Origin of the sequence: Martelella alba (assembly GCF_006516955.1) — a bacterium.
In the GTDB taxonomy this organism is placed as follows: domain Bacteria; phylum Pseudomonadota; class Alphaproteobacteria; order Rhizobiales; family Rhizobiaceae; genus Martelella; species Martelella alba.
In genome coordinates, this window is the sequence record NZ_VHLG01000001.1 from 78236 (window position 1) to 98882 (window position 20647).

Genomic DNA, 20647 nt, shown 5'->3' on the forward strand with positions numbered 1-20647 from the left:
TGTTCGTTTTTCATTTTATTTCGGATATTTAGGGAAGACTATGAAGAAACTCCGTATCACGTCCGGGCTGATAGGCCTTTCGCTTGCTTTCGCTTCGGCCGCACCTGCATTTGCCGAACTTCCCGGTGGAGCAAATTCCTTGAACGAGACCTATCAGGACTGGCAGGTCAACTGTGTCAGCGGCGACAATGGCGTGCAATGTGCGATGACGCAGAAGCAGCTCGACAAGGATTCCGGCCGTACGGTTCTGTCTCTGGAATTGATGTCGACGCAGGATGGTATTTTGCGCGGTGTTATCGTGATGCCGTTCGGGCTCGCCGTGACCCAGGGTGCAACGGTTTCGATCGATGACCAGACTACCGGCAAGAAATATGATTTTTCGACCTGCCTGCCGCAGGGTTGCCTCGTGCCGGTTTCACTCGACAAGGACATGATCGCGCAGATGAAGAGCGGCACCAAGCTCAATGTCAGCGGCACGGTGGTGAACAACGGCAAGACCGTTACGATCGCGGCATCGCTGAGTGGCTTCACGGCTGCCATGAACCGGCTGGTCGCGTTGAAGGCGGCGAAATAGTCGCTGCCTGTTTCCGACCTTGGTGCATTGGGCGGGACACGAGCACATGGACGGCGCGAAATGGTTTCGACGCGCCGTCGACGATTTGATCGCATTTTGGAATTTGAATATCTGGTAAAGTTCCATAATCCGTCTTATGTGATTTCTCATATGACCTAGGGTACATTCCACTCCTACGAGCAAGAAACTGTCGTCGGAGATGGCAAACTGTCCCCCATAGATCGACCTCTCGCAGAGATCGGACACACCCATATGGCTAGACCAAGCTGCAAAGTGGGATTCGGCATGAACTCGTACAGTCAGATGGGATCATTGACGCCTGTGACCGCATTGACATCTTTGCCAGACAGTCGCATTGCTTTCGCCCATCTCATTGGAGCGGTGTCGGATCATGACCAGCCTCAAGTCTCTTGGCGAGCGCATTGTCATTCTCGGGCCTTCAAATGCTGGAAAGTCGACGCTGGCTGTCGCCCTGTCGCGAAAGCTCGACCTGCGTGTCATTCATCTCGATCAGCTCAGACATTTGCCGCATACGGACTGGCAGCAGCGATCCGATGATGAATTCGCGGCTCTCCATGATGCTGCCATTCTTGGAGATCGATGGATCATCGAGGGGAATTATACCCGCCTGATGCCGCAGCGGCTGGATCGCGCGACCGGCGCTATCCTTCTGACGTCAAGCCGCTGGCTGCGGCTCTGGCGCTATTTCAAGCGGACGCTGATCAATCGCGCCGATCGTGCCGGTCATCTCGATGGCGCGAAAGACAGCGTCAAATGGGCAATGATTGATTGGGTCATGGTGAAAAGCCGCAACAGCGACAAGCGCTATGCGGCCATTCTGCATGACAGCGGCATGCCGCTGGTGGAGTGCCGCTCGGCGCGGGCGCTGGCGGCACTTTACCGGGACTGGGATCTTTCCGGACCCCGCCTGCCCAAGCGGTGAGGCGGTTGGGTACAATCAGACAGGGTCGATATCGCCCCTCGCCCACATTTCCTGGGTTTCAGCCATGAAGTCCTCAAACCGGCCTTCAGCGATGGATTCGCGGATACCCTTCATAAGGTATTGATAATACGCCAGATTTGTCCATGTGAGCAGCATGCCGCCGAGCGATTCATTGGCGCGGATCAGGTGATGCAGATAGGCGCGGGAATAATCGCGCGTAGCCGGGCAATCGCTCTCCTCGTCCAGCGGGCGTAAATCCTCGGCATGACGGGCATTGCGAAGATTGACCTTGCCACGCCGCGTATAGGCAAGACCATGCCGCCCTGCCCGCGTCGGCATGACGCAATCGAACATGTCGATACCACGGGCTACCGACTTGATGATGTCGTCCGGCGTGCCGACGCCCATCAGATAACGCGGCTTGCTGGTCGGCAGAACCGGCAGGGTGATGTCGAGCATCTCGAGCATGACGTGCTGGGGTTCGCCGACGGCCAGTCCACCGACGGCATAGCCCTTCAGATCGAGATCGGCGAGGCCCTGTGCCGAGCGGATGCGCAGCGCGCCGATATCACCGCCCTGAACGATGCCGAACATGGCCTTGCCTGGCTGCGTGCCGAAGGCAACGCGGCAGCGCTCGGCCCAGCGCAACGACATTTCCATCGAATTCTCGATTTCCTTCGGGCCCGCCGGAAGGCGCACGCATTCATCAAGCTGCATCTGGATATCGGACCCGAGCAGCCCCTGAATCTCGATCGAGCGCTCCGGGCTCATCTGGTGAATGCTGCCATCGACATGGGAGCGGAAGGTGACGCCCTTTTTCTCGTCGATCTTGCGCAGATCAGACAGCGACATGACCTGAAAACCGCCGGAATCGGTGAGGATTGGATGCGGCCAGCGGATCAGCGAATGCAGGCCGCCAAGCCTGGCCACCCGTTCGGCACCCGGCCTGAGCATCAGGTGATAGGTGTTGCCGAGAATGATATCCGCGCCAAGATCGCGCACCTGATCGAGATACATCGCCTTGACTGTACCGGCTGTGCCGACGGGCATGAAAGCGGGGGTGCGGATCTCGCCGCGCGGCATGGTGATCTTGCCAAGACGCGCCTCGCCGTCTGTTGCCTTCAGGTGAAACTGGAATTCTTCGCTCATCGGTCTTTCCGCATCAGGAGGCTGGAATCGCCATAGGAATAAAAACGATAGCCCGATGCGATGGCATGGGCATAGGCGGCCTGCATGGTTTCAAGGCCTGAAAAAGCCGAAACCAGCATGAAAAGCGTCGATTTCGGCAGATGGAAATTGGTCATCAGCGCATCCACCGCCTTGAAGCGGTAGCCGGGCTGAATGAAGATGCCGGTTTCGCCATGCCATGACGGGATTGTGCCATCGTCGCGTGCGGCGCTTTCCAGCAGGCGCAGCGATGTCGTGCCAACGGAGACAATCCGTCCGCCGCGTGCCTTCACCGCGTTGAGTGCTGACGCCGTTTCGTCGGTGATATACCCACGTTCGAAGTGCATCTTGTGATCGTCCGTGTCATCGGCCTTGACCGGCAGGAACGTCCCCGCTCCGACATGCAGCGTGACGAAATGGCGCTCAATCCCGGCCTTATCCAGCGCTTCAAACAGCGACGGCGTGAAATGCAGCCCCGCCGTTGGTGCAGCAACGGCGCCGCGCTCACGGGCATAGATCGTCTGGTAATCGTCGCGGTCGCGGCCGTCTTCTGCACGCTTTGAAGCAATATAGGGCGGCAGCGGAATATGGCCGACGGCCATCAGCGCCTCGTCCAGCGCGCCACCGCGTTCTGAAAAGGTCAGGACAACTTCGCCGGCCTCGCGCTTTTCCGTCACCTCGGCTTCAAGCTGTGCGCCGTCCTTTTGGAACACGAGCCGGTCACCTTGCTTGATCCGCTTGCCCGGTTTGGCAAAGGCATGCCAGACATTGTCGGCGCTTCTGAGGTGAAGGGTCGCAGAGACGGGCGTTTCCTGAGCCCCTGCCCTGATCCGAAAGCCTTCCAGCTGAGCCGGGATGACCTTGGTGTCGTTGAACACCAGCGCATCGCCAGCCCGCAAGAACTTCGGCAGATCGAAGACCTGATGGTCGGAGAGCATCGGTTCACCGCCGGGTTCAACCAGCAGCAGCCGGGCGCTGTCTCGGGGATTGGCAGGGCGAAGTGCAATCCGCTCATCCGGAAGGTCGAAATCGAACAGATCGACGCGCATGGGTATGTCCTTCAAATTCAAAAACCCGCCGGCGCCGTTTCAAGCGCCGGTCGGGCCGTATTCAGGCGGTCAATACGCCACTCAAAGGTCGGCTTCAACCTTGACCGAGATGATGTGGTCAGGGTTGCGGACGGGTTCGCCGCGCTCGAACTTGTCGACGACATCCATGCCTTCGACAACCTTGCCCCAGACGGTATACTGCTTGTCGAGCCAGGGAGCATCGGTGAAGCAGATGAAGAACTGGGAGTTGGCCGAGTTCGGGTTCTGTGAGCGGGCCATCGAACATGTGCCACGCACATGGCGTTCGGCGGAGAATTCTGCAGCGAGATCCGGCTTGTCCGAACCGCCCATGCCGGCGCGGCCGGGATGGTAGCTTGAGGATTCCTTGTTGCCGAACTGTACATCGCCGCCCTGGGCCATGAAATCGGAAATCACGCGGTGAAACACGACACCGTCATAGGCGCCTTCGCGGGTCAGTTCCTTGACGCGGGCGACGTGCAGCGGCGCGACGCCGGGCAGGGTCTCGATGATGATCTTGCCCTTTGAGGTTTCCATGATCAGGGTGTTTTCGGGGTCTCTGGTCTCAGCCATTGTCCTCTCCTTGTGGCGTTTCCTGTTTTTCAGGATTCTATCAGTTGCTCTCAACCGTCGCAGTGACGATACGATCGGGGTCCTCGACCTTGCCGTTATCGGCCTGGCTGCCCTTCTTGATCTTGTCGACATTGTCCATGCCGTCGATGACCTTGCCGATCACCGTATACTGGTTGTCCAGGAAGGGCGCATCCGCAAACATGATGAAGAACTGCGAATTTGCCGAATCCGGGTCCTGTGCGCGGGCCATACCGACGATACCCCGTTCATAATGAATGTCGGAGAATTCAGCAGGAAGGTCCGGCTGTTTGGAGCCGCCCATGCCAACGCGGGTATCATCGAAACCCTTGTCCATATTGCCGTATTCAACGTCGCCGGTCTGGGCCATGAAGCCATCGATCACGCGGTGAAAGGCAACGCCATTGTAGGCACCCTCTTCCGCCAGTTCCTTGACGCGTGCGACATTCTTCGGTGCAACATTATCGTAGAGCTCGATCGTGACCGGGCCCTGGCTGGTCTGGAGCTTCAACAGGTCCTTGGCGTCCTGAGCGAAGGCGGAACCGGCCATGGCCAACATCAGGCCGGCAGCGGCAAGGCTTGCAAATTTCTTCATTGCATTCTTCTCCATTTGAGGGTGACTGTCGCGCTCAAGCAATCTAGCGGCTGAACCGCTCGGTCAGCGCTTCGGCGACATAATGCGGGACGAAACGGGAGACATCGCCGCCCATGGCTGCGACCTGCCTTACCAATGTGGCCGATATCGGACGAGACAGGGCCATTGCCGGCAGAAATACGGTCTGAATATCAGGCGCCATCGTCTGGTTCATGCCGGCAAGCTGCATTTCATAGGCGAAATCAGTAGAATCGCGCAAACCGCGCAGCATCATGCTGGCAGTATTTTCGCGCGCCGCATCAATGGCCAGTCCGCTGAAGGCAACGACCTGCACGTCCGCGCTGCGGGCGGGCAGATGTTCGGCAACGGCCCGGGTGATGAAGGCCGCTCGCGCTTCAAACGAGAATAGCGGCGATTTGCCGGCATTGATGCCGATGCCGACGATCAGCCTGTCCGCAATGTTGAGCGCCTGCAGGACGACATCCAGATGGCCGTTGGTCATCGGGTCGAAGGAGCCGGGGTAAAACGCTGTCGCCATGAAAAGAGCCCGTTTCTATTTATGCGCCTTTTGTCACGGAACCAGGCAATCTGCAAGATCAACACCCGGCTTTGATGGCCATGTCTGCCCGCCAGTCGCTTTTCCGGGCGGTCATCAAGGCTGATGCTTTGGCAATATTGTCCAATGTCGCACTATTCTTTGCGCTTTTCGCATCCTGTTCCGACGGGGTGGTTGAAAGATGGGTGGTGGTCTGTCAGCCTGAGTGTACTGACATATCCGCCGTCGGGGCTGAAGCCCTGGCAATATGAGTTGCGGCCTCACAAGGCGCAGCCCGGTAAGGAGAATATTGTCATGAGCGCGCTCGTTGAAACAGAATGGCTGGCAGAGCGGATTTTTGACCCGCAGATCCGTATTGTCGAGATCAATTGGGATGGTCTTAACGACTATGCAGAGGGGCATTTACCCGGTGCTGTCGGATGGAACTGGAAATCTGTGCTGTGGGATCCCTATCAGCGGGAATTTCCGGCTGATGCGGACTTTGCGGCCCGGCTTGGCGAAAACGGTATAACGCGGAACACGACTGTTGTGATCTATGGCGCGCCCGTGCAGTTTGGCACTTATGCATGGTGGGTGCTGAAATTTTTTGGACATGACGATGTCCGCATCCTGAACGGCGGTAAGGAAAAGTGGCGCCGCGAAGGGCGGGAGATCGCACTGGATGCTCCTGTCTTCGATCAGCAGGACTATGGCAGGCCAGCGCGGATGCCGGATATGCGCGCCAGTCGCGAGGATGTTCTTGGCGCGATAGATAACCCGGAAACGGTGATCCTCGATCACCGGTCGCATGAAGAATATTCCGGTCAGCGGGTTGGTCTGCCGGGCAAGGCAGACGTGGGAGCAGAGCGCTATGGGCGCATCCCCCGGGCAGGTCATCTGCCCTTTGATGCGCTTCTCAATGAAGACACGACCTTCAAAACACCCGCGGAAATCGCCGATCTGGTGAAACCGCATGTCGGTGATCGTGAAACTCCGGTCATTTCCTATTGCCGGTTGGCCCACCGGGCGACACTTGCCAGCTTCGCCATGACCGAATTGCTCGGCTTCAAAAATGTACGCGTCTATGATGGATCTTGGACCGAATGGGGAAGCATGGTCGGCATGCCGATTGAAAGATAGGCACTTTCTCCTGTCCACCGCGCGCGCGGAAATTTCGATCGCCCGGGCGACCGTGTCCAAACGATCAATTGGTAAAAGACAAAGGCCCGGCGAAAAGCACCGGGCCTTTTATTTCAATGCATTGAAGATTTTTCTTAATCTTCTGTATCAGCGATATCGTCACCGGCTTCTGGTGGAGCCTCGCCCTCGGGAAGGTCTTCACCCTCCCCCTCGACTTCATCGGGTTCACTAATGCCCTCGACCGAGACGACCTTTTCGTCTGCACCGGTCTTGAACACTGTCACACCCTTGGTGGCGCGGCTGGCGATGCGGATCTGGTCAACCGGTACGCGGATCAGCTGGCCACCATCGGTAACGAGCATGATCTGATCGGTATCGAGAACCGGGAAGGCGGCAACCAGTTCGCCGATTTCGGCAACCTTGGCCGTGTCGGTGGCACGGATACCCTTGCCGCCGCGGCCCGATATACGAAAATCATAGGAAGACGAACGTTTGCCAAAGCCCTTTTCGGAGACGGTCAGCACGAATTGCTCACGCGCCTTCAGCTCTTCATAGCGCTCGTCGACAAGCGTGCCTTCTTCTACTACCTCTTCGCCGACCAGTGCGATTTCTTCCGCCTCGCCCGTTTCCGAGCGGCGCTCAAGTGCGGATCGCTTGAGATAGGCGGCGCGTTCCCAGGGCTGGGCATCGACATGGCTGACGATCGACATGGAGATCACGCGATCGTCTTCGGCCAGCGCGATACCGCGCACACCGATCGAATTCCGGCCAGCAAAAACACGCACGCTCGGAACGGGGAAACGGATTGCCTGGCCAAGCGCCGTCGTCATCAGCACGTCGTCATCCGGCGTACAGGTCCAGACCGAGAGAATGCGGTCATTCTCATCGTCCAGCTTCATGGCGATCTTGCCGTTGCGGTTGACCTGGACAAAATCCGACAGCTTGTTGCGGCGGACCGTGCCACGGGTCGTTGCGAACATCACGTCGAGTTCGCCCCAGCTTTCCTCATCCTCCGGCAGCGACAGGATGGAGGTGATGGTTTCACCCTGTTCCAGCGGCAGCATGTTGATCAGGGCCTTGCCACGCGATTGCGGCGTTCCGAGCGGCAGACGCCAGACCTTCTCCTTGTAGACAATGCCACGCGAGGAGAAGAACAGAACCGGCGTATGGGTGCTGGCAACGAAGAGGCGGGTGACGAAATCATCGTCGCGCATCGACATGCCTGCCCTGCCCTTGCCGCCGCGGCGCTGGGCCCGGTAGGTGGTCAGCGGCACACGCTTGATATAGCCGAAGCGCGATACGGTGACGACCATTTCCTCACGGGCGATCAGGTCTTCATCGTCCATATCCGGGCCACCATCGAGGATCTCGGTGCGGCGCGGCGTGCCGAATTCGTCGCGCACGGCGGCGAATTCTTCCTTGATGATTTCCTGAATGCGCAGGCGCGAGGAGAGGATTTCCAGATAGTTGCGGATCTCCTCGCCGATCTTGTTCAGTTCATCGCCAATTTCGTCGCGGCCAAGCGCCGTCAGACGGGCAAGACGCAGTTCGAGGATGGCGCGCGCCTGTTCTTCCGACAGCTGATAGGTGCCGTCTTCGCCGATCTTGTGGCGCGGATCGTCGATCAGCAGGATCAGCGATTCCACGTCCTGGGCCGGCCAATGGCGCTCCATCAGCTGTTCGCGGGCGGTACCCGGATCAGGCGCACGACGGATCAGGCTGATGATCTCATCGATATTGGCAACGGCAATGGCGAGGCCGACCAGGACATGAGCGCGATCACGGGCCTTGCGCAGCAGATATTTGGTGCGGCGGCTGACGACATTTTCGCGGAAGGCGACAAAGGCCTTCAAAATGTCAAGCAGCGTCATCTGTTCCGGCTTGCCGCCATTCAGTGCCACCATGTTGCAGCCAAACGAGGTCTGCAGCGGCGTGTAACGGTAGAGCTGGTTCAGCACGACTTCGGCATTGGCGTCGCGCTTCAGTTCGACGACGACGCGATAGCCCTCGCGGTCGGACTCGTCGCGCAGATCCGAAATGCCTTCGATCCGCTTGTCGCGGACCAGCTCGGCCATCTTCTCGATCATCGTCGCCTTGTTCACCTGATAGGGAATTTCGGTGATGATGATCTGTTCGCGGTCACCGCGCATCGGCTGGATCGAGGCCTTGCCGCGCATGACGACGGAGCCGCGTCCGGTCTCATAGGCCGACTTGATGCCGGCCCGGCCGAGGATCTGTGCACCGGTCGGGAAATCGGGGCCCGGAATGATCTGCATCAGTTCCGGCAGTTCAATACCCGGATTGTCCATGATGGCGATACAGCCGTCGATGACCTCACCCAAATTGTGGGTCGGGATATTGGTGGCCATGCCGACCGCGATGCCGCCGGCGCCATTGACCAGAAGATTCGGGAATTTCGCCGGGAGCACAACGGGCTCGGAGAGCGTGCCGTCATAGTTCTCACGGAAATCGACCGTATCCTTGTCGAGGTCGTCGAGCAGCGTATGCGCGGCCTTTTCAAGCCGGCATTCGGTATAACGTTCAGCTGCCGGCGGGTCGCCGTCAACCGAGCCGAAATTGCCCTGACCGTCGATCAAGGGCAGCCTGAGCGACCAGTCCTGTGCCATACGGGCAAGCGCGTCATAGATGGCGGCATTGCCGTGCGGATGGAACTTACCCATGACGTCACCCGTGACACGGGCGCATTTCATGTATTTCTTGTTCCAGTCGACGCCGAGCTCGGACATGCCGTAGAGGATACGGCGGTGAACCGGTTTCAGACCGTCGCGGACGTCAGGCAGCGCGCGCGCCACGATCACGCTCATGGCGTAATCGAGATAGGAGCGCTGCATTTCCTCCGTAATGGATATGGGCTCGATGCCCGGCGGGAGCCCCCCGCCCGAAGATGTCGTTTGTTCAGTCAAATCGAATCACGATCTCAAGCTAGAATCACTGGCGTTTTTATAGCCGAAACGGGCGTCAGACGCCAATTTGGCGACGGGATTGACCGTGGATATCGGCAAAAGAGTCTCGCCGAAAAAACGCTGCATTCATCGGTTGTGCTGTGCCATAATGGCGTAACCACTGTATGTGATTTAAATCGTTCGAAATCAAGCGCGTTTTTCGCTGAAACGAGGGGCTTTATGGCAACGCTTTCGACCCTGGCAAATGGCTTCACCACATTGATGGTGACGATTGATCCGCCCGGTCTGATCCCGCTCTTTATCGGCCTGACGACTGGCATGAACCGGCTTCAGCGCCGCCAGGTGGCGTTTCGCGCCTCGGTGATCTCGTTCCTGCTTCTGGTGGTCTTTGCCGTCTTTGGTGAAAGCGTGCTGAATGCGCTCGGCATTTCCATGAGCGCTTTTCGCATCGCAGGCGGCATCTTGCTGTTCTGGATCGGTGTCGAAATGATTTTCGAGAAGCGGCAGGAGCGCAAGGAAAAGGTCAGCGAAGTCGCGATCACCAAGGATCATATCGCCAATATCGCCGTCTTTCCGCTGGCCATGCCGCTGATCGCCGGCCCCGGTTCGATCTCTGCTACCATCCTGCTTGGATCGCGCATGCATGGCTTCGTTGCCAACCTGCAGCTGATCGCGGTCCTGTTCCTTGCCGCCGCGATCACCTTCGCTTCGCTTCTGCTGGCCGGTCTGATTGATCGCGCCCTTGGCCAGACGGGCCGCAACATCCTGACGCGGATCCTCGGCATGGTGCTGACGGCGCTCGCCGTTCAGTTTGTGATTGACGGTATCGTCACTGCCTTCGGCCTCCATCTCGTCCGGGGCTAAGGGTGAAACAGAAGAGCCGCCTCAGCGCGGCGGCTCAGATTGCTGACGAACCCTATCCCCTTCTCTTACGTCATGCCTGTGCTGGTCACAGGCATCCAGCCGACGCGCGGAGGCGGAGAAAGAGAAAACTTATTCAATATCTTATGAAACTGGATCCCCGTGACAAGCACGGGGATGACGACGGAGGGGGGGATTGTCCCTCAAAACAGAAAAGCTGAATGACTTTGTCAGCAATCTGACGACCCTTGGCGGCCGGTTCTTCTGTGCCGATGGCTCAAAACGGAATGTCGTCGTCAAGATCCGGCGAGAAACCACCGCCGCCACCGCCGCCGCTGCGCCCGCCGCCGGAGGGCTGAGAGCCATAATCATCATAGCCACCGCCGGAAGAACCGCCGCCGAAATTGCCACCGGAAGAGCCGCCGCCATAAGACGAACCGCCGCCGCCGCCGCCTTCGCCGCGGCCGTCGAGCATGGTCAATGTTGCGTTGAAGCCCTGCAGAACAACTTCGGTCGAATAGCGTTCCTGCCCGCTCTGATCGGTCCATTTGCGGGTCTGCAGCTGGCCTTCCAGATAGACCTTGGAGCCCTTGCGCAGATATTGTTCCGCAAGCTTGCACAGTCCCTCACTGAAGATCACGACGCGGTGCCACTCGGTGCGTTCCTTGCGTTCACCGCTATTGCGGTCGCGCCAGCTCTCCGACGTGGCAATGCGCAGATTGGCAATCGGCCGGCCGTCCTGCGTTCTGCGGATTTCCGGGTCAGCTCCGAGATTGCCGATCAGAATGACCTTGTTTACACTACCTGCCATATTCACCACCTGCTATACCGCTTGCGCGGCGCTTCAAATCAATCTCAGCAACTGTAGATGATCCCGCGCCAGAGGGTGAAGCCGTGTGCGAAGACTGGCAGCGAAATCCACAAATAAAATGTTCTTTATTTGTTCTAGGATGCTGTTAGGATGGAGTCAAGAGTCGTGCAGACGCCCCTCGACTCCTTACATTGACGAACTACATAGAGACCCGAGTTTCCGAACGTCTTTTTCGAGATATCATGAGCGAACTGAAAACCATTTCCATCCGTGGTGCGCGCCAGCACAACCTCAAGGGTGTCGACGTCGACCTGCCACGCAATTCTCTGATCGTGATGACGGGTCTGTCCGGCTCCGGCAAATCGTCGCTTGCCTTCGACACGATCTATGCCGAGGGGCAGCGGCGCTATGTCGAAAGCCTGTCGGCCTATGCACGGCAGTTTCTCGAAATGATGGAGAAGCCTGATGTCGACCGCATAGAAGGTCTGTCGCCAGCCATTTCCATAGAGCAGAAAACCACCTCGAAGAACCCGCGTTCCACCGTTGGTACGGTGACCGAGATCTACGACTATATGCGCCTGCTCTTCGCTCGCACCGGCGTTCCCTATTCGCCGGCGACCGGTCTGCCGATCGAGAGCCAGACGGTGACACAGATGGTCGACCGTATTCTGGCGCTTGAAGAACGAACCCGGCTTTATCTGCTGGCACCGATCGTGCGCGGTCGCAAGGGCGAGTTTCGCAAGGAGCTGGCGGAGCTTCAGAAGAAGGGTTTTCAGCGGGTCAAGATCGATGGCACCTTTTATGAAATTGCCGATGCGCCCAAGCTGGACAAGAAATACAAGCATGACATTGACGTCGTGGTGGACCGCATCGCCGTGCGCGCAGATCTGGCAACACGTCTGGCCGACAGTCTTGAGACCTGCCTGCAGCTTGCAGAGGGGTTGGCCGTCGCTGAATTTGCCGACAAGCCGCTGCCCGAATCCGAAACCGCGGCGGGCGGCGCGGCAAACAAATCTCTGAACGAAACGCATGAACATATTCTTTTCTCAGAGAAATTTGCCTGTCCTGTGTCCGGCTTCACCATTCCCGAAATCGAGCCGCGGCTGTTCTCCTTCAACAATCCGGTCGGCGCCTGCCCCACCTGTGACGGTCTCGGATTCCAGCAGAAAATCGATGAAGGGCTGGTCGTGCCGGACAGCACGGCCAAGCTCTCCGATGGGGCGATTGCGCCCTGGGCCAAGTCGAGTTCACCCTATTACAAGCAGACGCTGGAAGCGCTTGGTGGCCATTTTGGTTTCAAGCTGACGGCACGCTGGAATGCGCTTGCGCAGGAGGCGCGTGAGGCGATCCTCTACGGCACCAGGGAAAAGATTGAATTCAACTATTCTGACGGTGCCCGCAGCTACAAGACAACCAAGACCTTTGAGGGCATTGTCCCCAATCTCGAGCGGCGCTGGAAAGAGACCGACAGCGCCTGGGCGCGCGAGGAGATCGAGCGCTACATGTCGGCGGCCCCCTGCCCGGCCTGCAACGGCTTCCGCCTGAAGCCCGAGGCGCTGGCGGTCAAGATCAACGGTCAGCATATCGGTCAGGTGACGCAGATGTCGATCCGTCACGCGGCCAGCTGGTTCGAGACCCTGCCGTCGCATTTTTCGCAGAAGCAGAATGATATTGCCGTGCGTATCCTCAAGGAGATCCGCGAGCGTTTGCGGTTCCTCAACGATGTCGGGCTGGAATATCTGACGCTGTCTCGCAATTCCGGAACGCTTTCGGGCGGCGAGAGCCAGCGTATCCGCCTTGCATCGCAGATCGGTTCCGGCCTGACGGGCGTCCTCTATGTGCTCGATGAGCCCTCGATCGGCCTGCATCAGCGCGATAACACGCGTCTGCTCGATACGCTGAAACATTTGCGCGATATCGGCAATACCGTGATTGTCGTCGAACATGATGAAGACGCCATTCTGGCCGCTGATTACGTGCTGGATATCGGCCCGGCCGCGGGCATCCATGGCGGCGAGATTGTTGCTGAGGGCACGCCGCCGGAGATTATGGCCAATCCGAAATCGCTGACCGGGCAATATCTGTCCGGCACCCGTTTTGTTGCCATTCCCGGTGAACGGCGCAAGGCGAAGAAGGGCAAGGAAATCAAGATTGTCGGCGCGACCGGCAATAATCTTAAAAATGTCACGGCATCGATCCCGCTTGGCGTTTTCACCGCCGTGACCGGGGTTTCCGGTGGTGGCAAGTCGACCTTCCTGATCGAGACGCTCTACAAGGCTGCCGCGCGCCGGGTCATGGGTGCGCGCGAGAACCCTGCCCCGCATGAGCGGATTGACGGGCTCGAATTCGTCGACAAGGTGATTGATATCGACCAGTCGCCGATCGGCCGTACGCCGCGCTCCAACCCGGCGACCTATATCGGCGCGTTCACGCCGATCCGCGAATGGTTCGCCGGCCTGCCGGAGGCAAAGGCGCGCGGCTATCAGCCGGGCCGTTTCTCCTTCAATATCAAGGGCGGGCGCTGCGAGGCCTGTCAGGGCGACGGTCTGATCAAGATCGAGATGCACTTTCTGCCGGATGTCTATGTCACCTGCGATGTCTGCCATGGCAAACGCTATAACCGCGAGACGCTGGAGGTGAAGTTCAAGGAAAAGTCGATTTCCGACATTCTCGACATGACCGTCGAGGAAGGCGTGGGATTCTTTTCCGCCGTGCCGGCAGTGCGCGACAAGCTGCAGACGCTTTCCGATGTCGGCCTTGGCTATATCAAGATCGGCCAGCAGGCCAATACGCTGTCAGGCGGTGAGGCACAACGCGTCAAGCTGGCCAAGGAACTGTCACGCCGTTCGACCGGACGAACGCTCTACATCCTTGATGAACCGACCACGGGGCTTCACTTTCATGACGTTGCCAAATTGCTAGACGTGCTGCAGAAGCTCGTCGATCAGGGCAATTCGGTCGTTGTCATCGAGCACAATCTCGAAGTCATCAAAACGGCTGATCACATCATCGATATCGGGCCGGAGGGCGGTGACGGCGGTGGCGAGGTCGTTGCCACGGGCACGCCGGAGCAGATTGTCGCTGTCGAGCGTTCCTATACCGGTCACTATCTGAAGGAACTTCTGGAGCGTCGGCCGACCAAACGGTTAAGCGCGGCCGAATAGGAGACGGATAATGGCTGGTATTGTACGGGTCGGGATTGGCGGCTGGAATTTCGAAGCCTGGGAAGCCTCTTTTTACCCGGAAAAACTGGCAAAGGCGCGGCAGCTGGAATTTGCCAGCCGCCAGCTTTCCGTCATTGAGGTCAATTCCACCTATTATTCATCACAAAAGCCGGCCACATTCGCCAAATGGTCGAGTGCCGTACCGGATGGTTTTGTCTTTTCGCTGAAGGCGAGCCGCTTTTGCACCAATCGCAAGAAGCTTGCGGAATCGGCGGAATCTGTTGGGAAATTTCTCAATCAGGGGATTGTCGAGCTTGGCGACCGGCTGGGACCAATCCTCTGGCAATTCATGCCGACGAAGAAATTCGAAGCCGAGGATTTTGAAGCCTTCCTTCAGCTTCTGCCGGAAAAGCAGGATGGCCTGCCGCTCAGACATGCTGTTGAAGTGCGACACATATCCTTTCTGACGCCGACCTTTGTTGCGCTGGCCCGCCAATATGGTGTTGCCATTGTCCTTGCCGACCACGCGGATTATCCGCTGATTGCCGATGTCACAGGTGATTTCGTCTATCTGCGCCTGCAAAAGGGTGAGGATAGCAATCCGAAATGCTACCCTGAAACCGAATTGCCGGTCTGGGGGAAGCGGATCTCAGCGCTTGCTTCGGGTGGCACTGCCCCCGGCCTGCCGCGTCTTGACGATGAGATCGCGCCAGATGTGCCGCGCGATGCCTATGTCTTTTTCATTACCGGCGGAAAGGTCAACGCACCGTCGGGTGCCATGGCGCTGCAGGCGATGCTGTTACCCTGACCTTTTAGCTGACATGAAAAAAGCGGCCCGAAGGCGGCTCAATTTGCTGACAAACCGCGCCTCTTTTTCTGTCGTCATGCCTGTGCTTGGTCCACAGGCATCTAGCCGCTATGCGTCTGTAGGGCGAAAAACTATTATAATCCAATGCCTTGAAGAGCCTGGATTCCCGTGACGAGCACGGGGATGACGACGGACGGGGCGGTTCCCCCCCCACGCAGGCAATCTGAATGACTTTGGCAGCGATCTGAAGCCGCCCGAAGGCGGCTTTTTCAGGTCGACAAGCGCGGCTTATTCGGCGGCCTGTGCCAGTTTTCGGGCGCGGTTTTCGCGAAGGCGGGCAAAATCCTCACCGGCATGATGCGATGAACGGGTCAGCGGGCTGGCCGATACCATCAGAAAGCCCTTGGTATAGGCAACCGTCTCATAGGATTTGAACTCGTCAGGCGTGACGAAGCTGACGACGCGGTGATGCTTGCGGGTTGGCTGGAGATACTGGCCGATGGTCAGGAAATCCACGTCAGCCGTTCTCAGATCATCCATCAGCTGCAGCACTTCGTTGCGCTCTTCGCCGAGGCCGACCATGATGCCGGACTTGGTGAACATGTTGGGATCAAGTTCCTTGACCCGCTGCAACAGGCGCACCGAATGGAAATAGCGGGCGCCGGGACGAACCGTCAGATAGTTTGACGGAACGGTTTCCATATTATGATTGAAAACATCCGGCCGCGCGGCAACGACGGTCTCGAGCGCACCGGGCTTGCGCAGAAAATCAGGCGTCAGCACCTCGATCGTCGTCGATGGCGAAGCGGCACGGATGGCGCGGATCACTTTGGCAAAATGCTCGGCGCCGCCATCGTCCAGGTCATCGCGGTCAACTGAGGTGATCACGACATGTGACAGGCCCATCTGGCTGACGGCATTGCCGATATTTTCAGGCTCGTCTTCATCAAGTGCGCCGGGCTTGCCGGTCGCGACATTGCAGAAGGCACAGGCACGGGTACAGATCTCGCCCATGATCATGAAGGAGGCGTGCTTCTTGTCCCAGCACTCGCCGACATTGGGACAGCCGGCCTCTTCGCAGACGGTGACGAGCTTATTGGTGCGCACAATACCGCGGGTTTCGTGGTAACCCTTCGATGTCGGCGCCTTGACGCGGATCCAGTCCGGCTTCTTCATCACCTCGGTATCGGGTTTATGCGCCTTTTCCGGATGACGGATGCGCTTCTGCTCGCCGGTCTTGGTGGTGTCGAGAAGTGTGACCATGATATCTAGAACCTGCTATGGACCGGAGGCAGGCTCCGGTCCCGTTGCGATCTGAAAAGCGAATTCAGCGACGGATAATCCGTCCGAGGAAAATCAGAATGACGGCGCCGATAAAGCCCGTGATCAGATAGGCAAACCAGCCGCCTTCAACAGCAACGCCGAAGACATTCAAAATTGCATTGGCGACGATCGAGCCGACGATGCCAAGAATGATGTTCATGATGATGCCCATGTCGGACTTCATCACTTTTTCCGCCAGCCAGCCGGCAATGCCGCCGATGATAATTGCTGTAATCCAGCCTACACCCATAAAACTGTCTCCCTCAGGTCAATCGCGGGCAATCCACCCGCGATTGCCACCTTAGCAGATATCAGGCGTTGAGCGCACGCCCGTAAGCATCAAGCACGCTTTCCTTCATCATTTCCGACAGTGTCGGATGTGGGAAGATGGTGTGCATCAGTTCTTCTTCGGTGGTCTCGAGGTTCATGGCGACGACGAAGCCCTCAATCAGTTCGGTGACTTCCGCACCAACCATATGGGCACCGAGCAGCTCACCGGTCTTCTTGTCGAAGACGGTCTTGACCATGCCCTGGTCTTCGCCGAGTGCGACGGCCTTGCCATTGGCGACGAAGGAGAAACGGCCGACGCGCACGTCGTAGCCCGCATCCTTGGCCTTGGCTTCGGTAAGGCCGACAGAGGCAACCTGCGGGTGGCAATAGGTGCAGCCCGGGATCTTGCGCTTGTCGAGCGGATGGACGTGAAGACCGGCGATCTTCTCAACGCAGATGACGGCTTCGTGCTCTGCCTTGTGGGCGAGCATCGGCGGACCGGCAACATCGCCGATCGCATAAATACCGGCAACATTGGTGCGGCAATAATCGTCGATGACGATGCAGCCGCGATCCGTCTTGATGCCAAGGGCTTCAAGGCCGATATTCTCGATATTGCCCTGGACGCCGACCGCTGAAATCATCCGGTCAGCCGTGATCTGCTGCACCTTGCCATCCTTGGTCTCGACCGAGGCGGTCACCGAATTGGCGCCTTTTTCGACCTTGGCAACCTTGGCTTCGAGCAGGATCTTGATGCCGCGCTTTTCCAGACGCTTGCGGGCGAATTCCGAAATTTCAACGTCCTCGACCGGCATGATCTGCTTCATCACCTCGACTACCGTCACGTCGACGCCGAGCGAGCGGTAGAAAGACGCAAACTCAATGCCGATCGCGCCAGAGCCCATCACCAGAAGCGATTTCGGCAGGGTTTCCGGCTTCAGCGCTTCAAAATAGGTCCAGATCAGCTTGCCGTCGGGTTCGATCCCCGGCAGCGAACGCGGACGTGCACCGGTGGCAACGATGATATGCTTTGCGGTATAGGTGCCAGCGCCGAGCGTGTTCTTCGGCTTCGGTGCCTGCGGCTCCACGACCTTCTTCTTGGTATCGGTGACGATCAGTTCGCCGGGCTTGGAAAGCGTCGCCTCACCCCAGATGATATCGACCTTGTTCTTTTTCATCAGGAAGCCGACACCGGCATTCATCCGGCCGGCAATGCCGCGCGAACGGGCAACAACGGCTTTCAGGTCAGCCTTGACATGGCCCTCGACGACAAGGCCGTAATCCTTGGCGTTTTCAGCGAAATCGAGGATTTCGGCCGAACGCAGCAATGCCTTGGTCGGAATGCAGCCCCAGTTGGAGCAGATGCCGGCCATGTGTTCACGCTCGACAATGGCGGTCTTCAGGCCAAGCTGCGCTGCGCGGATTGCTGCGATATAGCCGCCAGGACCGGCACCTACGACGATGACATCATAATTCTGAGACATGGGCTTTCCATCTCCTTCGATCGGACCGGTCCTCACCTTCCGGCGGCTCAATCCAGTGTCAGGGATGTCGCAACCGGTCAGGCCTCAAGCATCCCGTAAATTTCATCCTTGAGAGCCATCCGTCGCCTGCGCATGAAGATCATGTGCATGTCATCGGCCGGCTCGATTTTTGTCTCCGCGCGAAAAATTGCGCGGTTCATGCTGTGATAGGCCTGAAAAAGCCTGTCAAAACGGCTATCCTGCTGTCTCAGTTCGCGCATGCGCTGTCTGAAACCTGGCAGTTCTTCCGTCAGGTCATGGGGCACTTTCGGCATCGGGAACCTCCTCTTAAAAGGGTGTTTTTCCCGCGCCTAAACTTAAAGTGTGTCCACTCCTTGACCGTCATCTAATTCGAACACTCGCCCTAAAGGCCGAGCATCATACGTGTAATCGGTTCCAGACCGCGTCCGAGTGCCCTTGTATTCTCGACGTCCATATGCACACCGTCGAGCGGGCTTGCCTTGGCGACCGAGGCTGCATCGAAGAAGCCGCAACCGCTGTTGTCAGCGAGATCGCGATAGAGTGTCGACAGCATTTGCGACTGGGCAATCAGCCCAGGCATGATCGCCATGCTGGTATCATTGGCCGTTTCGACGATATGAGGCGGCGAAACGATCAACATCTCCGGCACCTCGCCATTCATCGGAATGACGCGCTGGCGGACCAGTTCGATCAGTCGGCTCATGCCGCGTGCAGCGCCAAGTGCACCCACCCCAGTCCATGGCTTCAGATCATTGGTGCCGAGCATGATGATCACGAGATCAAGCGGAGCGTGACTTGCCAGAAGCGTTGGCAGAACGCGCGCACCGTTGCGATCCGCATCGGTGCAGTGGTCGTCAAACATCGTCGTTCTGCCGCTAAGGCCTTCGGGAATGACATAGACGTCATTCCCGAGCCTTTCCTGCAGAACCAGTGGCCAGCGATCCTTGTGGGCATGGGCGCCGTTGCCGGCGGGATCATGCCCGAAAGTCAGAGAATCGCCGAAGCACAGCACCGTCTTCATGATCGGCTCCGTTCAGCCTCAGACCAGCATCGACATCGGGCTTTCGATATAGCCCTTGAAGGCACCCAGAACCTGGGCGGCAAGAGCGCCATCGACGCAACGATGATCGGTGGACAGCGTGACGGTCATGACCGTGGCGATGGTGAGCTCATCATTCTTGACGACAGCCCGCTTCTCGCCCGCGCCAACCGCAAGGATCGATGCATGCGGCGGGTTCACCACGGCGGCAAAGTCCTTCACACCCATCATGCCCATGTTGGAAACAGCTGTCGTACCGCCCTGATATTCGGCGGGCTTCAGCTTCTTTTCCTTGGCACGGCGGCCCATGTCCTTCATCTCGTTGGAGATGACCGACAGCGGCTTTTCCTCGGCCTTGCGAATGATCGGGGTGATCAGGCCACCGGGGATCGAGACGGCGACGCCAACATCGACATGTTTGTGCACGACCATGTTATTGTCGGTCCAGGACACGTTGGCATCCGGCACATCGCGCAGCGCCAGCGCCATGGCCTTGATGACCATGTCATTGACGGAAAGCTTGTAGGCAGGCTTTTCGCCCTTCATTGGCGCGGCCTTGTTCAGCTGGCTGCGCAGCGCCAGAAGCGCGTCGAGCTCGCAATCGACCGAGACGTAGAAGTGTGGGATATTCTGCTTCGATTCCTGCAGCCGCTTGGCAATCGTCTTGCGCATATTGTCATGCGGGACGAGCTCGTAGGAGCCTTCCTCGAACAGCTTGAGAACAGCGTCGTCGGATGCGGGCTTGGCAGCAGCAGGTGCCGGTGCGGCAGCTTCGGCGACCGTTGCTGCGGCGGGCTTGGCAGCGCCACCGGCCTGGGCTTTCTCGATGTCCGACTTGACGATCCGGCCATGCGGGCCGGAACCGGCAACCGCTGCGAGATCGAGACCGGCTTCTTTGGCCAGACGACGCGCCAGCGGCGAGGCAAAGACACGCTCGCCCGAAGCCATTGCCGGAGCGGCCGGAGCGGCCGCCTGCGGAACCGGAGCATCAGCAACCGGCGTTGCGGCCTTGGGGGCCTCAGCAGCCGGAGCGGCTGCAGCTGCCGGTGCATCTCCACCGGAAGCCGCTGCGGCCGCGACGTCTTCACCTTCACCGGCAAGGATGGCGATCAGGGCATTCACCTTGACACCTTCGGTTCCGGCAGGAACGACGATCTTGGCAACCGTGCCCTCATCGACGGCTTCGACTTCCATCGTTGCCTTGTCGGTTTCGATCTCGGCAATCACATCGCCGGAAGCGACAGTGTCGCCTTCCTTGACAAGCCACTTGGCCAGATTGCCCTCTTCCATGGTCGGCGAAAGCGCCGGCATCGTGATCTTGATCGGCATG

General features: G+C 58.5%; 19 protein-coding genes. 6 read left to right on the plus strand and 13 right to left on the minus strand.

Annotated features, from left to right (window positions below):
* Positions 1 to 40: 40 nt before the first annotated feature.
* Positions 41 to 574, plus strand: coding sequence for an invasion associated locus B family protein (locus FJU08_RS00370; RefSeq protein ID WP_181409694.1), 534 nt, complete (start codon positions 41 to 43; stop codon positions 572 to 574).
* A gap of 391 nt (positions 575 to 965) precedes the next feature.
* Positions 966 to 1517, plus strand: coding sequence for a P-loop NTPase family protein (locus FJU08_RS00375; RefSeq protein WP_141146995.1), 552 nt, complete (start codon positions 966 to 968; stop codon positions 1515 to 1517).
* Between the two features lie 15 nt (positions 1518 to 1532).
* Here FJU08_RS00375 and tgt read toward each other — a convergent pair whose 3' ends face one another.
* The 5 genes from tgt to coaD form a co-directional block, all read right to left on the minus strand.
* Positions 1533 to 2666 (minus strand): tRNA guanosine(34) transglycosylase Tgt, encoded by a 1134-nt coding sequence (gene tgt, locus FJU08_RS00380; protein WP_141146996.1) that lies wholly within the window; start codon positions 2664 to 2666, stop codon positions 1533 to 1535.
* Positions 2663 to 3733, minus strand: coding sequence for a tRNA preQ1(34) S-adenosylmethionine ribosyltransferase-isomerase QueA (gene queA / locus FJU08_RS00385; protein WP_141146997.1), 1071 nt, complete (start codon positions 3731 to 3733; stop codon positions 2663 to 2665). The genes tgt and queA overlap by 4 nt, the downstream gene beginning before the upstream one ends.
* An 81-nt stretch (positions 3734 to 3814) precedes the next feature.
* The gene (locus tag FJU08_RS00390; protein WP_141146998.1) at positions 3815 to 4324 is read right to left on the minus strand and encodes a peptidylprolyl isomerase; all 510 of its coding nucleotides are present in this window, start codon (positions 4322 to 4324) and stop codon (positions 3815 to 3817) included.
* A 40-nt stretch (positions 4325 to 4364) separates the two neighbouring features.
* On the minus strand, positions 4365 to 4937 hold the full coding sequence (locus tag FJU08_RS00395) for a peptidylprolyl isomerase (protein WP_141146999.1): 573 nt from the start codon (positions 4935 to 4937) through the stop codon (positions 4365 to 4367).
* Positions 4938 to 4980: 43 nt separating this feature from the next.
* Positions 4981 to 5475 carry a pantetheine-phosphate adenylyltransferase gene (gene coaD, locus FJU08_RS00400; protein WP_141147000.1) on the minus strand — a complete coding sequence of 165 codons (495 nt, stop codon included), beginning with the start codon at positions 5473 to 5475 and terminating at the stop codon, positions 4981 to 4983.
* A 312-nt stretch (positions 5476 to 5787) separates the two neighbouring features.
* Here coaD and FJU08_RS00405 point away from each other — a divergent pair, with 312 nt between their 5' ends.
* A complete protein-coding gene (locus FJU08_RS00405; RefSeq protein WP_181409695.1) occupies positions 5788 to 6612 on the plus strand; it encodes a sulfurtransferase in 825 nt (274 codons plus the stop codon).
* A gap of 134 nt (positions 6613 to 6746) precedes the next feature.
* Here the strand turns inward: FJU08_RS00405 and gyrA are convergent, their stop codons facing one another.
* A complete protein-coding gene (gene gyrA / locus FJU08_RS00410) occupies positions 6747 to 9536 on the minus strand; it encodes a DNA gyrase subunit A (RefSeq protein WP_141147002.1) in 2790 nt (929 codons plus the stop codon).
* A gap of 219 nt (positions 9537 to 9755) precedes the next feature.
* Between gyrA and FJU08_RS00415 the strand changes: the two genes are divergently transcribed.
* Positions 9756 to 10400, plus strand: coding sequence for a MarC family protein (locus tag FJU08_RS00415; protein WP_141147003.1), 645 nt, complete (start codon positions 9756 to 9758; stop codon positions 10398 to 10400).
* 274 nt (positions 10401 to 10674) lie between these two features.
* On the opposite strand, the gene FJU08_RS00420 is transcribed toward FJU08_RS00415, so the two are convergent.
* On the minus strand, positions 10675 to 11208 hold the full coding sequence (locus FJU08_RS00420) for a single-stranded DNA-binding protein (protein ID WP_141147004.1): 534 nt from the start codon (positions 11206 to 11208) through the stop codon (positions 10675 to 10677).
* A gap of 242 nt (positions 11209 to 11450) precedes the next feature.
* On the opposite strand from FJU08_RS00420, the gene uvrA reads away from it, so the two are divergent.
* A complete protein-coding gene (uvrA, locus tag FJU08_RS00425) occupies positions 11451 to 14372 on the plus strand; it encodes an excinuclease ABC subunit UvrA (protein WP_141147005.1) in 2922 nt (973 codons plus the stop codon).
* Positions 14373 to 14382: 10 nt separating this feature from the next.
* Positions 14383 to 15180 (plus strand): DUF72 domain-containing protein, encoded by a 798-nt coding sequence (locus tag FJU08_RS00430; RefSeq protein ID WP_141147006.1) that lies wholly within the window; start codon positions 14383 to 14385, stop codon positions 15178 to 15180.
* 288 nt (positions 15181 to 15468) lie between these two features.
* Here FJU08_RS00430 and lipA read toward each other — a convergent pair whose 3' ends face one another.
* The 6 genes from lipA to FJU08_RS00460 form a co-directional block, all read right to left on the minus strand.
* Positions 15469 to 16443 (minus strand): lipoyl synthase, encoded by a 975-nt coding sequence (gene lipA / locus FJU08_RS00435; RefSeq protein WP_141147007.1) that lies wholly within the window; start codon positions 16441 to 16443, stop codon positions 15469 to 15471.
* A 64-nt stretch (positions 16444 to 16507) separates the two neighbouring features.
* Positions 16508 to 16753 carry a GlsB/YeaQ/YmgE family stress response membrane protein gene (locus FJU08_RS00440; protein ID WP_141147008.1) on the minus strand — a complete coding sequence of 82 codons (246 nt, stop codon included), beginning with the start codon at positions 16751 to 16753 and terminating at the stop codon, positions 16508 to 16510.
* Between the two features lie 61 nt (positions 16754 to 16814).
* Entirely contained in the window at positions 16815 to 18257 is a 1443-nt protein-coding gene (gene lpdA / locus FJU08_RS00445; RefSeq protein ID WP_141147009.1) for a dihydrolipoyl dehydrogenase, read from the minus strand.
* A 77-nt stretch (positions 18258 to 18334) separates the two neighbouring features.
* Positions 18335 to 18571 carry an HP1242/YdcH family protein gene (locus FJU08_RS00450; RefSeq protein WP_141147010.1) on the minus strand — a complete coding sequence of 79 codons (237 nt, stop codon included), beginning with the start codon at positions 18569 to 18571 and terminating at the stop codon, positions 18335 to 18337.
* An 89-nt stretch (positions 18572 to 18660) separates the two neighbouring features.
* Entirely contained in the window at positions 18661 to 19299 is a 639-nt protein-coding gene (locus FJU08_RS00455; protein WP_141147011.1) for an SGNH/GDSL hydrolase family protein, read from the minus strand.
* An 18-nt stretch (positions 19300 to 19317) separates the two neighbouring features.
* Complete coding sequence (locus FJU08_RS00460) at positions 19318 to 20646, minus strand: pyruvate dehydrogenase complex dihydrolipoamide acetyltransferase (protein WP_141147012.1); 1329 nt, start codon at positions 20644 to 20646, stop codon at positions 19318 to 19320.
* Position 20647: the final 1 nt, after the last annotated feature.